Origin of the sequence: Pedobacter zeae (assembly GCF_014196715.1) — a bacterium.
Classification (GTDB): Bacteria; Bacteroidota; Bacteroidia; order Sphingobacteriales; family Sphingobacteriaceae; genus Pedobacter; species Pedobacter zeae.
Genome location: NZ_JACIEF010000002.1, coordinates 80907 through 95833, shown reverse-complemented (window position 1 = coordinate 95833; position 14927 = coordinate 80907). Strand labels below are relative to the sequence as shown.

Here is a 14927-nt window from a genome sequence, read left to right as displayed (position 1 = left end):
AACAAATAACCGATGGATAGTGATATTTCCTACAGTAGAAGTTTTCCCGAGGATACTTGGGGCTCAACTTTCCACGAAATCTCATGCCTTTCAACTGGCGCCAATATTTTTGCATGCCATACCGACATCTCGGATCTGGAAAAAATCGCTACGGAACTCTCCGCGATCGTACAGGATCAATCCTGGATTCTGGGTCTAGACCATCGTGCCAAAAGAGCATATGAAACTACGGCAGCTGAAACTGCAAAGTCCTTGATTAAGGTTTTCCAGACAACGCTTTCACCTGAAAACAAAGTGGCGAGTGAGTTTGGGGAGCTGATGGTTTCAATGGGTTCTTCGAAAGCTCTTGAAGTGGTTTTCAAGCATAAATGCATTCCACTAGCTGAGATCTGGAAGCCCAAAATACTGGGGAACGAAGGCTTTGACTTTCATACCGTATGTCCAGGCAAGATGATTAATTTCGGAGAGGCGAAATTTTCCGCAACAGCAAACCCTTATGGAGGACTATCCGGAGGTAAAACAGGAGCTGGTGGTCAAGCGGATGGTTTTATCCAAAAGCAAAAACACCTCATGGACGGCATGCATTTGGGACAACTTGCGGGAGAGGATGCAACGTTGAATTTGGATAACGATCTATTTGGGGTGGTGCTCGCATTCTCCATCAATTCTACGAATCCCTTGGCCATATTTAAAAATGCATTAGAGCACTCTACTACTTATGAGCATTTGAAGAAAGCAAAGAATATTTACATTGTAGGCGTCAGTTATGAACTTAAAGCAGATTAAAGACACGGAAGATCCGTACGGTGATTTAGCTAAGCTGCTGGACATCATACACCGCCAGGGACCTGATAATCCGGCTATACTGGAAGAACTGAGTTATTACAAGGAATTCCATCTTGCCATTTTTCATCAGTTTGAGGAAAAGATCATCTCTGCGCTGGGGCTCTTTTATAAAATAAAAACCGCTAATAATCTTTATTCATTTCTAATGCAGGGATTCGGGCAGGAACATCTCGAAGATCACGGGGCACTCCTGACACCTGTTCAGGCAAGTATCCGCCGGGCGATAGATGATAAACAGTTCATATCGATCTCGGCTCCGACGAGTGCTGGAAAATCCTATTCCATACGCGATTTCCTTGCAGAGGGAGAGGGTGATGCAGTGGTAGTTGTTCCTTCCAGGGCATTGATTGCCGAATACATCAATTCGATGACCAGAAAGTTTGAGGATAACAAAGGTGTAATGATTTCCTCATTTGTTGACCTGGTCTTTAATGCCCGTAAACTCAGGCGTATTTTTGTGCTTACTCCTGAACGTTCCAAAGATCTTTACAAGTTCAAGGACAGGTTGAATATCGAAACCTTCTTTTTCGATGAAGCCCAGATTTCTGAGGAAAACAGCCGGGGCATCACTTTTGATGTATCAGTCCGAAGGGTAAAGAAGCACTTTCCGGATGCGAAGATCATATTTGCACATCCGTTTATAGATAATCCAGAGGCCCAGTTTTCCAAGCATCAGTTTGCAAGTGAATTCAGTTACGGACATTCCTATACCCATGGTTCTGTGGGCAAATTATGTATTGTAAAAAAAGATGAGACCTACTATTACTTTTCACCTTACATTGAAGGGGGGTACAAAAAGGTCAACTATCTAAAATTCGACGGTGATTTTCGGAGTTTTGCGATGAACGGCCTCCACACCATTCTCGTGTACGTTTCGAAAAACTCAATTTACAACGAAACTTTCAGAAACGGTTTTGAGGGCTTTATCCAAAACCTACCGCCGGTAACGAACAAAAAAGCACTGGAGATAATTGAAAATATCCGCCATATCGTTGGCGCGAACAAGCCCGGGCATGTATCCTCGATGGTGGAACTGCTCAAAAAAGGAGTTGTTATCCACCATGGTTCCATCCCCCTTGAAGTTCGGTTCCTGATAGAGGACTTTATTCGTGGCAAACACTCTTCTCTATGCTTTGCAACTAGTACACTTGCCCAGGGGATCAATATGCCATTTGACATTGTATGGCTAGAAAACAACAGATTTGAGGGAAATGCCAGTGAACGAGCACTTGCATTCAAAAATCTGATTGGAAGGGCTGGCAGACTCACCGAAGCAAAAATATTCGACTACGGTTATGTGTTTACAAATAGCGCCAAACTCTTTTCGGAACGCATCAAAACCCCATTCACGCTTAGTGAACAGTCAGTCATAGAAAATCCTCCTACAGGCAACCATGAGAACGATATAAAAGAACTGATTGAAGCAATCCAGAACAACACATTTGATGACGAAAAGAACATACCGATGTCAAAAGTCCAACGTCTATCGCATCCCCTTGTACTCGATTATTCAAAAAATTTTCTCGATATTTTTTATAGGATTTCCGACGATTTGAGGGAAAGTATCGGAGGGCTTTCCAATAAAGGCAACCGGGATAATGCCAAGATATCCCTTAGGCAGATTTACGAAGCTTCTCTCGGAAGAGAGCTTTTTAAAGGTGAAGAGAACGTCTTCAACCAGGCCATAGATATTTTCTTCCATGCAGCACAGGGGCGATCCTTTAGCGAAATTGTCGGTCTAAGGTATAGTTCAATAACCAATAGGGACAATCCCATGGCAACCAATGCAAACTTCTCACAACCTGCACATAAACTACCTGATAGCAGTCTGGAAAAAGCATATAGCCTATTTCCTATTGGAACACCGAATGCGGCAGTAAGTTACGACTCCATCGTGTACGACACCTATGACTATATGGACCAGGTAATCTCATTCTCCCTATCGGATACCCTGATCGCAGCATTTGAAATCTACTGGGAGAAGACTGAAGATGAAAGGGCTAATGACATCATAGAATTGCTGAGATATAACACCAATAACAAAAAACATATTCTGCTATTGAGGTATGGATTCACTCAGGAGATCATAAAGGAGATTGCTGAACATGTTGAAAAAATAGATGAAGACAGAATAGTCTTTTTACCTTCAATAAAGAACACCCCAGAATTCGTTCGAAAGATGGTTGATTGGTATCTACCAGATTAACGACAAATTAGAGGTCACAAAAAAATGTAATCTAAGAGCCTTTAAATACAACAATAAGCCCGCTTACCTGATTTAATTTTAATGGACACTAATACACTATGGAGGCTGACGTTAAACAATAATTTGGCTCTTTAAACCATATGAATGAAACCAAAATCCTACTCGCTATTCGAAGCCTATCATTATCTTAAGAGATATCAGCTCTCTGATAGCCTGTATCTAATTGGAGCTGTCAACGCTGCTTTAAAGTATGGACCTAAACATCTCATAACAGATGATCTTCCCGATGAAGTTTTAACCTGGCTAGGAAGAACAACGCAGGAACACCTCCGATTCAACATTTACGTGGGTGCAACACGGCTTGCAAGATTATTGCTATTGTCAGGGGCCAACGATCATAAGGGTAGTCCCTTGTCCCTTCTTGATAATTCATTGCCAAGCGCTATTGACGTAGCCGGATTTCTATACGACCCGGAACTCGAAACTCAGTTGAATAATGCATCATCAAACCTAACCAACAATATTTTAGGGAGAATAGGACAAATACAATTCCCGCTACAGGGTAACAGGCTTTCACTTTTAGGGCGGGCAATGTTACTATTTGAGACCTTACCTGTTCAGATAGAAGGACAATACAGTATTGACTATCAGCTAAAAACATATTTCGGGATTAGTGTTATGGAATTTTTGGCTACCGGACTTGCGTTGTGGATCAAATGCGACGGATCTATTGATTATAACCTTGATGTGGATACCCGACTAGACCGGTATGTGAACGATAATACACAGGCAGCATTTTTGAAACTGTCCTCAGGCACCCCGGTAGACTACAGAAAAATCATACGGGGAGAGCAATGGAAGGTTCCGAATAAGCTTTACGATATCTATTTTATGGAGCCACTCATCCAGATACCCGCAATTAAGGTCGAGGTTTCCTCAAAACTAAGCTCAGGGAGCTACGTTGTTCCGCAGCCAAAATATCTTTTGGACCGGACCAGTACGGGTATATTTTATCTATTAGCGGATAAAGAACAGCAATTGGCGAAAGCAAGTGGGCAAACTAAGAAAAACCCATTCAGGGTTTATTTTGGGGAAGTTTACCGTGCATATGTCAGAACGCAGCTTTATCAGGCCAAGTCAAATACTACCCTAATTGATCTGGATGAAGATTTCGACAACAAAAATGGAGGAAAACTCCCGGATTTTGCTGTTATCCAAGGAAATATTTGTGTGATTATTGAAGTGAAGACTTCTTTGCTCACCTTAAAATCGAGGGCTTTTTTTGAAGAATCGCAAATGGAATTGGAAATCAGAACAGGAAGTTTCAAGAAAGCGGTTACCCAGTTGCATGATTTCCGAAGCCGTATATTGCTTAAGGAAACCAGAGATGATAGATTTGCCCCAATCATCGAAGTGATAAGTATTTTAGCAGGATATGAAGATATTTTTGTTTTAAATTCCTACTTACTGCCAATGCTTGAAGTTCAATATGGGCCTATGACGAAAAACCTTCAACTAGCCTGTATTTCTGACATTGATGCGATTGGGAGTCTTTTGGCAGAAGGAAAACCACTCGGGGAATTATTGAAGAAAAAAGTGGGCAACTCTGAAGAAAGGAAATGGATGCTGGATCAGTATCTTAAGGTTCACATCCAGCAGGAAAACCCGGTGCTTAAACAGGCCTTTAGTTCCTTGCTGAGAAGATTTGGGGTAGACGGGCTCGAATAATGGAGTGCAAATGGAGCAAAGCACTTTAAGATGGATTAAAATTGCTCTTAATCCTTCCAGTATTTTTTTTAACTACTTTGCCTAATGGAGGTTTCAGATGCACTGACCAAGACATTCTGCAGAGGATTGACCAGTTTAAGAAAATCCATAACGAGCCCTATCAAAATAATAACCAACATGTGGATACGGTCATTTTAGACCAAAATACACTGATCTTAAATTCCGTAATCACTTGTTCACTGCTACCGAAATCTTCATTTTACATTACAAAGAACTTACTCTTCAATAGATTTTGCATATTCAATGACTTTTGCTTTATAACGTTTCATCTTTAAATCGTCCGGATTGATATGCAGAGCGAAATTTATTTTACCGAGTAAGTGTTCAATATAATTTGCTTTTTTATTAAGAGTTCTATTTAAATGATCGTTCAAACCAAATTTTGTCAGAAAATGGACTTCATTTCTAATAAAATCCCTATCTTCTCTAGGTACCTGTAATTTATCATTAACTACGATTCCTGTAACAACCTGCTTCTCATTTCTTTTCATGAGCTTTGACTTGTCTGAATTTAGATAAAGACCAATATTAAAAAGTTGTACTTCAATAAATGAAGTTATATTCAAGTCTTCTTCTTTACCCGAAAATGTCATATCATCGGCATACCTTGTGTATTTGATATTATTTTCACTGCAGTATTTCGAAACGATATCATCAAAATTTTTTAGATAGAGATTTGAAAGGTACGGACTTGTTGGTGCGCCCTGTGGGAGATATCCATCATATGTACACAATTTCGCAAGTAAACTGGCAATATTTGCCGAGTAACCCATTTCACTAAAAATGCCCGCTACATGTGCAGTTTTTATTGACCCAAAAAAATCTAAAATATCAAGGGTCAAAACACCTTCTCTACCTTTATGATACTTTACATTTTCGATTAAAGATTTATTTTTGATGTATGCTTTTGCAAATCTATTCGGTTTAACTTCAGAAAGTATATTTTTAAGCACCCAGCTTTGTATCTCCTTAAGGCTTGGCAATGGTTCATAAAGGGTGCGCAGCTTTCCATCTTTCTTCTTGATTTGAAAATCTCTGTAAAAATATTTAGTAAATTTTACTGCACGCTTTAGATAATTGGTTTTATAGCCCACTAAAGCAGCCAAATTTGCAGTGCTGTAAATCACAGGAAGCTTATTGGAAATTAGCGGTTCAGCATAGTTTAAACATGCGGTTATTTCCTCTTCTGAGAAACCAATTTTTGTTGCTTTAATCCGGAAAGTTTTTTCGTATTGAGAGAAGTTCATTTTTTTATGGGGCCAAAAACTAATTTCAGGCCCCATTAAAACAATGCATTAAACGTGAAGCAAAATGTCGGCGGAGCCCTTTAGGGGGAGACTTTTGATTTATGTTTAATGCACAAGCTTGAAAGCCTGTTCACTTACAGAATAGGTGACTACACCCTTCCGGCTTCTAGAATACTAGAGCAATTTCTTCAGAAATTTTAATTCCTTTCTCGAAGGTAAAAATACTTCATCTTTATCAATTTGTCGCATTTTATTTTTAAAATCTAAATCAATCCACTTAGACTTATCTGTTTCCTTAATTAAATGATGGTTTGCTTTTAAAAATGCTTGCCCCTTTTCCGTCAACTTTATCATTTCCTGAGCGTCCGTAAGATCTCCATTTTTGATACTGTCTTCTATAAGATCTGCACCTTGACGATAGGATAAACCATAATGTTTTAATTTACCTACCTTGCCATTATTGGCAATGATTTCAAAAAGTATAGCTTTAATTTTATTATCCATAGTCAAACCCTATTCACGGTAAAAAGGTGCGCCAATAAACTTCCCCTGTTTTCTTAATTTTTTCCAAAATATTGGAAAGGTATTATCAGGTGTTCTTTTAAGCGTGATTACAGCCTCAGATTCCTGCCATCCAAGACTAAAACTTCTTGCTCCAGGAATTTGACTCTCAATTTCCCGCATCAACGCTTTTTTTTCTTCAATAAATGGATGATCATTAAAATCAGTTATGCCTTTTTCAACTAAATATTTACTGTATATTTTTATTCCTTTTCTCTGGATAGCTTCATAAGTTGCTTTTTGACAAGAAATTGTTGCAATTACTAATCTATTGTTGTCTAACGCAATTTGTTTCTCTATTTCCTCCAAACATTGATAGAGAGTATCTCCTGAACCAATAAAGTCATCAATTAGAAATAAAATGCTTTTGCCTTTTGTTTTTGACATCTGCTGAAACGATTCAAAATTATCAAGAGCTATCGGTGACATGTGTCGATATTTACTCAGTTTAGGCATCATCGATTTGACATCGTAAACTAAAGTAATTCCGCTTTTTGCTTTACCCTCATCTGAAGGTTTTATAATTGGAAATAAATACAGTTTTTCCAGCCCATCAAGTTCAGATGGAGAGATTTGATTTATTACCTCTTTAATATTTTCTTCGTAGTCCCTACCGGATATCCAAAGATACCGATCGGTGAGCTCTAAGAGCAATTCCCGCTCGCTTGGTTCAAGTACCTCCAAAAGATTACAGAAATTATCGTAGACGATGTCTTCTGAATCTTTTGAAAACCACTCCTTGGTTTTAAATATTTTGGTTAGCTGTCTTATAGAGCTTATGGCTTCCATTAAAAAGTGAAAATTATTCTGGAAAAATAGTTATTTTTTATTTCTATATACAATTGATATTCATATTATCATCAAAGTTCTTATTATTATATTTGCTTATAAAAAATGACGCCTTAACCAAATAATAATAACCGCTCATCAAATACGCTCAAACTCATGAACAAGCTCTTTATTTGGATATCCATTATCCTCGTTGTTATTGGTATTTTAATTTCAATAGAATTTTTCCATCAAATTTACGCGGATTATAGGCCTTCTGGGGTAGGATCGGTCAAAATGGATGCCACGGGCCAAGTAGGTGATTTTATAGGCGGAGTTGTGGGAACTATTTTTTCATTATCTGGCTTCATGTTGTTATTAGTTACCCTAAATGCTCAATCCAAATCAGATCATATCCAAAAATTTGAAAACATTTTCTTTGAAATGGTGAAATTTCATAGGGACAACATTCAGGAACTGGAATTTGATGTTCATGAAAATAGTATAGATAGTACTACAGCAAAAACCGAAGAAAAGAAATACCAAAAACGAAAAGTTTTTATGGCAGTTTTCACTCAATTTATTCAATGCCGAAATGAAGTAGAGTCTTTTTTTCGTAATTCTCAGGGTTCTCGCATTTACAAGACAGAATATTTCAATCAGATTAATGCGATAAAGAAATATAGGAAAGGAACTTTTGATTTAAAATATCTTGCTATCCTTGATATTTCTTGGTGCGTAACATTTTACGGACTGTCGAATGAAAGCGAATTAATCCTCAGAAGCTTGTTCAAAAAGAAGTATGATGATGATATGATCAACTTCGTACTTAGCTATCTAAAACTAAAGCCAAAGAGACAACACCCAATGTTCCCAAAATGGGAGGAAATTTCACGCACTAAAAAATTCTCTAAGAAAATTGCTATGGTCGAGCATGCATATCACAATAAAGGAAAACTTAGAAAAGGGTTCTCAATACCTCCTATATGGGGGTATCGTGGAGACACAGACAATATTGCATCAACTCCTCAGTACTCATTTAATTTTCAAAAATACTATGGAGGACACCAATTCAGGCTCGGTCATTATTACCGACATTTATATCAAACCGTAAAATTCGTTGACCGCCAGAAAAAATTAAAGCAGGCAGTAAAATACGATTATGTTAAAATTTTAAGGGCACAGATTTCGATCTATGAACAGGCTTTACTGGTGGTTAACAGCCTCTCAAGCCTCGGGCATGTATGGGAGTTTATTCCTGATTATAAAAGTCATTTTGGCCTTGGATTGACAATAGAAAAAAACGTGAGTTAATCAGTAACTACAATTTAATCAAAAATTTACCAAGTGATACTATATATTGCATCAAGGTTAAAACTTATTATCCAAGAGTTGATTTTGAAATTAGTTAAACTATATCTTTACAAAAACATTCAGTAACTGATAAAAATCAAACTGCTATTTCAACAGCATGAACAAAAACGTCAGAAAAGCGATTTTGAAGTCTTTTCCTGTACCCGACCACGCAACGAGGTTTGAAGTCAAAGAAAAAAATGCAAAACCAATCATTTCTTTGTGGCTCATATCCCAAGATCTTGAAGAAATGATCTCCTGCCTGGAACGATCAATCAAAGTACAGAAAATTAAAAACTTGGATGAATTGATACCGAAAAGCCTTTGGGAAAAAATGGTCATCTCATACGGAAAAATATTTTCAAATTCTGAAGATGGTTTTTCTAAAATTGATCCCAACAGATATTTTAAATCAAAATTAAGCAATTCTATTCATGAGCATTTGATTAAAGTCAGGAATAGTTATCTGGCTCATCGGGGGTATAATGACTATGAGCATTGCTTAATGATACTGGACCTTATTGAAAAAGATGGAAAAGTGAAATTTCAGTTTGCTTTTCCGACTGCTAAAGAGTTAGGCTATTTTAATAAAAATCACAAATCAATATTGCGCCACTTAAAGTGTCTTGAGAACAATGTTAAAAAGAAGTTAAATGAAAAGGTTAGGAAACTTGAAGCTTTTATTATTAATGAACTTAAGACTAATCATGCTTCAGACATAGAAAAAGGTAAATAAAGCTTCAGTAACTTTAATTAAATTAGACCGTTTAAATGTCTCAACATAAGTGGAGACTTCAGATGCACTGACCAAGAGATTCTGTAGCGTATCGACCAGTTTAATAAAATCCATACTAATAGTATATTAGTAATCAATCTATTTAATTGATCAGTTTGGACCGAACTGTACTGATTTTAAATCCCGTAATCACTGCTACCGAAATCTCCATTCATTGTCAACCTTAAATTCCAAAATAAGTTGATCAATCCTAGCGAAATCTCCACTAAGTACCTGAATTATTTTTATAATCTTTCTTCTTTCGATAATGTCCCTCAACTTTATTTTTCAGAACTTTTTCAAAATTCACAATTGCTTCGCAATGTTCATACAAGGTCGATTTCTCGCCGATTAACTCTACAGTGATTTCCTAGCCGCAAGCGATATTGACAAATTAAAGTCTAAATTCGATGCATTGCAAATACGTATTAAAGTCGAGTGTGTAATATTCATATGCTAATTATATAATAATCCAAGTCTCAAAAAATTAATTTTGGGCATCAAGCGTTGCTTATTAACCAGTTCGAAAATTGTCTAGTAACGATCTTTTAAGTTTTAAAATAATTAGCAACTTTCGCCAATTCCTGTAAATCAGGTAAGAAAAAGTTCGAAATTTGTCCAGCAACGGCTACTGATTAAAACAGCCTTGAGATTAATTTCTTGAGGCTTTTTTGCTTCTAGGAAAGATTATTATTCTCTCTATATTTAGCTCTTTACAGGAGCTGAGAGCAAATTAAGACAATTTTCACCTTTTTAAAAGCTAACTACTATAATCTTATTTGTGTGCACTGCTTACTTACGGATTTCCTCCTTAAATATGATTACATGGGTATTTGATGCATTCAAAGGTAAAACAGAGGGAGCTTTTTATTACATTTTCGTAATAACCCTATTTATTATTGGCTTCAACTTGGTAGTTGATAATAAAAAGAGTTCTAAAACAATACCAGATACACCATAAAGCACCCATCTTCATTATAGGAATGAAAAAATTGAATTAAAGCTAAAAGATGGGTTAGTAATTGTACTAAAAAAACTTTAGATAAAGTAAAAGCTGAGCCAGATGTTGTACGGGATTTGATGATTAAAAAATCAGCTAATGATTATATGAGCTCAATTAAAACTGGCTATATATCCATTGTTAAGACCAGTAAGGAAGCAAATACGCCTGTTCCTTATTCAAAAAGAGAATATGAAGCAATGATTGATAGGATAACAGTACAAGTATTAGCTGATTATATAACGATCTAAGGGGATAACAAGTGGAGTCATAGTCCTGAAGATTCGGTAGAATAATATAAAGTACTTTACATTTATTATATTTAAAAATGGATAACGAAAAATACTACATAGAACTTATTGAGACATTAAAAAGAGCAACTGTACTCATAGATGGATTTAAAGGCTTCAAACCAAATCTTAAAGACCCGAAAGACATTTATTTATATGATGTATATCTGAGCTCAGCTATTCTATCTGGAGGTACAGCATGGATAGACATCATTAGAAAAAGTAATTTGTTGAGTACTGAAGATGAAGATTTAAATATTGAAATAAATGATGATGCAGGACAGCATTTTACTAAAAATCTGTATGAAGCTGTAAATAATAACAAAAGTAAAATATTAAGCATTATCAAAGAGTTTGATGAACTCTCTCACAAATCCTTTCTTGATAACTTATTAGTAACAATGAAAGAGCAGATATCTTATGCTGAACTATCCTTTATTGAACTACAGAAAAAAGCATAGTAAACTATTCATTCATCAGTCATTGCTTATAAATTAAATAGCTTGCAAAGTCCTACTTACCTCTCAAAGGCTGCCATAACTAAACTTGTTTACAGACTTATCAAGCGAGACAGGAATGAGACTTCTAACTACTATTCAGGTCTCAAATTCTTTAAAAATAAATAATCTAAAAAATAAATAATCTCATTTTATTAACCAGCATTACATTCAGGCTAGTCCAGTTTACTTCATCAAAAGCTCTTTTTAAGAGACTCATAATCTGTTAGAAGAATTCATAACCCTGAGGTCGGCAGTTTGATCCTGCTCCCCGCTACAAAAATTACAAAAACCGCTAACACACTGATTGTTAGCGGTTTTTGCATTAAAATAGGTTTGTTTTCAGAATGCTTTCAATTTCCAATCGACTGACAAAGCACTAAAAATCAAACAATTAAGCTACATTTAAGCGTTCGATCCTCATTCCACACCAGAACGGGGATGTTCGAACACAAACTGATAATCAATTACTTAGGCTTACTTTCAGTTTCTACACCGGTATGGAACGTTTGATCAATGTTTTCGCGAAGATAATTTCAACGATAAGGCTTGCCATCAAGTCCAATGTTCTTTTTCTTCATCTGTGATTATCCACATAAAAAATACATTATTGTTTGTGCTATCATCAGGTGTTTTGTTTTACAAGTTGTAAAATTGAAATATTAAGTTCTTCTATACATCCAAGCCTTTTGAAGATATCGAGCCACTCCTTAAACCACTAAACCAGCCCTGTAATGAAACCACTTATAACAGATAGCTGAATATTTATCCTTTTAATTTCTAGATTTGTTGTATAAGTGAGATAAATGTTTGAAATTTTCCAAAAATACCTTAGCGATAAAATTGAACTTTCCTATAGTGAATTAGATTTGATAAGATCGGTTTGCAAAGAAAAAAAACTTCGCAAAAAACAATTTCTTTTAGAAGAAGGCGATGTGTGGCATTATAATGCTTTTATCTGTAGAGGATTGGTTAAAACATTTTCAATTACAGAGGACGGGACAGCGCACATCATTAATTTTGCACCGGAAAATTATTGGACCGGCGACCGCGAAAGTCTTATCAACGGAACACCGTCCCGTTTGAATATTGATGCGATAGAGCCGACAGAATTGATCTTAATTGATAAAACTGAATTTGAAAAATTGTGTACGGAAATTCCTCAACTCAATCAATTGGTAAATCAACTTATTCAGAAAAGTTTCATTGTTTCGCAAGGTCGCATTTTAGCAAATATCAGTTTTACGGCTGAAGAAAAGTATGAGAATTTTCTCGAGAAATATCCTCACATCGTTAACAGAATTCCTCAGCATATGATTGCTTCCTATATTGGCATTACTCCGGAAACCCTTACCAGACTGCGTAGAAATAAAGTCAGAAAATAATCCTAAATGATTTTCATTGACATTTGTTTGGATTTTTTTCAAGCTTTTATCAATGGAAGATAACATCCAGTTGTGCCAGTTTTGTTTCATTAAATAACAATTAAAATTTAAAGAAATGAACAAGACAATCTTTATCACTGGAACAAGTACAGGATTTGGTAAACTAACAGCAATTACACTAGCCAAAGCAGGCTTTACCGTAATCGCAGGAATGCGTGGCGTGACAGGTAAAAATAAAACCGCTGCCAAGGAACTGGAAGCAATTCCCAATATTCATGTCGTTGAAATCGATGTCACGAATGACGAATCCGTAACTCAAGCTTTTGCTGAAACGTTCATAAAATTTGATAAAATAGATGTATTGGTCAATAATGCTGCTGTTTCCGGTTTTGGATTATTGGAAGCTTACAGCCTGGAAAAAATACGACAGATGTTTGAGGTTAATTTTTATGGAGTCATCCGTACTTATCAGGCGGTTTTACCATCAATGCGCGAGCGGAAAAGCGGCCTGATTATCAATATCACTTCCGGTGCCAGTGCTCATACTTCACCGTTTATGATCCCATACTTTGCCTCAAAATTTGGTGTGGAAAGTATCACGGAAGGTCTGCAGGATGAACTGAAACAGTTCAACATCGAAAATGTTTCCATCCAACCGGGCGTTTATCCGACAGAAATGAACACGGGTCAAAAAGCCGGTGTCAATGCAGATAAAACAGAAATTACAAATCTATACGAGCCCGTGGCAACAGAACAGTTTAATGCGATCGGAGCTGCTCTGTTCGGTAAGATGAAAGAATTCAATATGGACCCTCAAACTATCGCCGACGGTATTTTGAAATTGATTCAAATGAAAGAAGGTTCCCGTCCGTTGCGTTTTCCGCTGGATGCCGTTGCTCAGGGAACAGACCTGGAATTTATCAATGCCAGAGCTGAACTTAAAGCAAAATGGCTGGCAAAATATAGTGATTAATTAATTTTCGAAATATTTAAAAGGGTTGAAGGGTTATACTTCAGCCCTTTTTGTTATTGGGTATTGCTGGATTTTCAAACAATCGATTTATTCCACGCCATCTATTTCATTGACATTTGTTTGTTTTTTTTTCAAGCTTTTGTCAATGGAAGAAGGCTGTAAAATGGTAGAAATTTGCTTCATCAAATAACAATTAAAGCTAAATAAGATGAGCGATTTTAAAAAACAAATTAAAGCGACTGCAGTAGCCGGAGCATTATTGGTATCCGCTTCAGTATCTAATGTTGGGGCACAACAGAAAGCAGGAATTCTTGGCGTAGACCATGTGGGAATCAATGTCCCGGATATGAATCAGGCGGTTCACTTCTTTACCGGTGTTTTAGGTTTTTCAGCAGTGACGACTCTGGGTCCGATTCCTTTGGATGATACCTGGAAAAAGAACAATCATATGCAGTCCGGAACTGGTGCTGTAACGATAAAAATGGTAAGAGCAGGAACAGGCGCCAATATCGAATTATTTGAGTATAAGAATAATAAAGGAAGTCAGCAATTCCCTGGCGGAGATGACATCGGGGCAAGTCATATTGCCTTTTACACCAACGACATTAAACAAAGCGTCACATTTCTGAAAAGCAAAGGCGTACAGTTTTTGGATGAACCGTTTCTAATGCCATCCGGCGATACAGAGGGCGAAACCTGGGTCTATTTCCTGACACCATGGGGTGCAAAAATGGAATTGGTTTCTTATCCCAACGGAAAAGGATATGAAAAAAACAAACCAACTACCATTCTCTGGTCTCCAAAAGACGTTGCCTCATCAACATCAGAAACCAGTTCAAAAACTTTATCGGAGGAAGAAATTCGTTCATTAGTTGAAACCCATCTTGCTATCTGGAACGAAAACGATTTAAAAAAACGTGAAGCTTTAATGGAAAAAGTATATGCAGAAGCTATTGAGATGGTAGACAGTCATTTCATTGCTAATGGCCATAAAGAAATCAACGATTTTGTAGAAGATTTACATAAAAAAACACCTGGTTCAAAATTTTCCCATATCAAAGCTATCGATGTGAATCACAACATCGCTCGTCTCTTCTGGCAAAACGGCATACCCGGAAAGCCAGATGCAGTAACCGGAATGGATCTATTCGTCTTCGAAAATGGAAAAGCAGTCAAATTATATGTTTTTGTAGACAGCAAAAAATAATCTTAAGAACTGGGATCAACAACAATTTACT

Annotated in this window: 12 protein-coding genes; 9 read left to right on the top strand and 3 right to left on the bottom strand. The window is 36.7% G+C overall.

From position 1 onward, the window contains the following. Positions 1-12 precede the first annotated feature (12 nt). The 3 genes from GGQ60_RS07030 to GGQ60_RS07020 all read left to right on the top strand — a co-directional run bounded on the left by GGQ60_RS07030 (position 13) and on the right by GGQ60_RS07020 (position 4780). Positions 13-786: a hypothetical protein gene (locus tag GGQ60_RS07030; RefSeq protein ID WP_183761569.1), complete on the top strand. Its 774-nt coding sequence runs from the start codon at positions 13-15 to the stop codon at positions 784-786. After that, positions 767-3052, top strand: a complete 2286-nt coding sequence (locus GGQ60_RS07025; RefSeq protein ID WP_183761566.1) for a DEAD/DEAH box helicase — start codon at positions 767-769, stop codon at positions 3050-3052. Before GGQ60_RS07030 ends, GGQ60_RS07025 begins: the two co-directional genes overlap by 20 nt. Before the next feature lie 144 nt (positions 3053-3196). After that, positions 3197-4780 (top strand): hypothetical protein, encoded by a 1584-nt coding sequence (locus tag GGQ60_RS07020; RefSeq protein WP_183761562.1) that lies wholly within the window; start codon positions 3197-3199, stop codon positions 4778-4780. A 275-nt stretch (positions 4781-5055) separates the two neighbouring features. Here the strand turns inward: GGQ60_RS07020 and GGQ60_RS07015 are convergent, their stop codons facing one another. The 3 genes from GGQ60_RS07015 to GGQ60_RS07005 form a co-directional block, all read right to left on the bottom strand. After that, complete coding sequence (locus GGQ60_RS07015; RefSeq protein ID WP_221235910.1) at positions 5056-6123, bottom strand: reverse transcriptase family protein; 1068 nt, start codon at positions 6121-6123, stop codon at positions 5056-5058. 138 nt (positions 6124-6261) lie between these two features. Further along, complete coding sequence (locus GGQ60_RS07010; RefSeq protein WP_183761559.1) at positions 6262-6591, bottom strand: hypothetical protein; 330 nt, start codon at positions 6589-6591, stop codon at positions 6262-6264. Between the two features lie 9 nt (positions 6592-6600). Next, a complete protein-coding gene (locus tag GGQ60_RS07005; RefSeq protein ID WP_183761556.1) occupies positions 6601-7437 on the bottom strand; it encodes a phosphoribosyltransferase-like protein in 837 nt (278 codons plus the stop codon). 156 nt (positions 7438-7593) lie between these two features. Between GGQ60_RS07005 and GGQ60_RS07000 the strand changes: the two genes are divergently transcribed. From GGQ60_RS07000 to GGQ60_RS06975, 6 genes are all read left to right on the top strand, one after another. After that, positions 7594-8730, top strand: coding sequence for a putative phage abortive infection protein (locus GGQ60_RS07000; protein WP_183761553.1), 1137 nt, complete (start codon positions 7594-7596; stop codon positions 8728-8730). A gap of 157 nt (positions 8731-8887) precedes the next feature. Then, complete coding sequence (locus GGQ60_RS06995; protein ID WP_183761550.1) at positions 8888-9505, top strand: hypothetical protein; 618 nt, start codon at positions 8888-8890, stop codon at positions 9503-9505. A gap of 1367 nt (positions 9506-10872) precedes the next feature. Then, a complete protein-coding gene (locus tag GGQ60_RS06990; RefSeq protein WP_183761548.1) occupies positions 10873-11295 on the top strand; it encodes a hypothetical protein in 423 nt (140 codons plus the stop codon). An 842-nt stretch (positions 11296-12137) separates the two neighbouring features. Then, positions 12138-12716, top strand: coding sequence for a Crp/Fnr family transcriptional regulator (locus GGQ60_RS06985; protein WP_183761545.1), 579 nt, complete (start codon positions 12138-12140; stop codon positions 12714-12716). Positions 12717-12831: 115 nt separating this feature from the next. Next, positions 12832-13689: an SDR family oxidoreductase gene (locus tag GGQ60_RS06980; RefSeq protein ID WP_183761542.1), complete on the top strand. Its 858-nt coding sequence runs from the start codon at positions 12832-12834 to the stop codon at positions 13687-13689. A gap of 208 nt (positions 13690-13897) precedes the next feature. Continuing rightward, positions 13898-14896 carry a VOC family protein gene (locus GGQ60_RS06975; protein WP_183761539.1) on the top strand — a complete coding sequence of 333 codons (999 nt, stop codon included), beginning with the start codon at positions 13898-13900 and terminating at the stop codon, positions 14894-14896. Positions 14897-14927 lie beyond the last annotated feature (31 nt).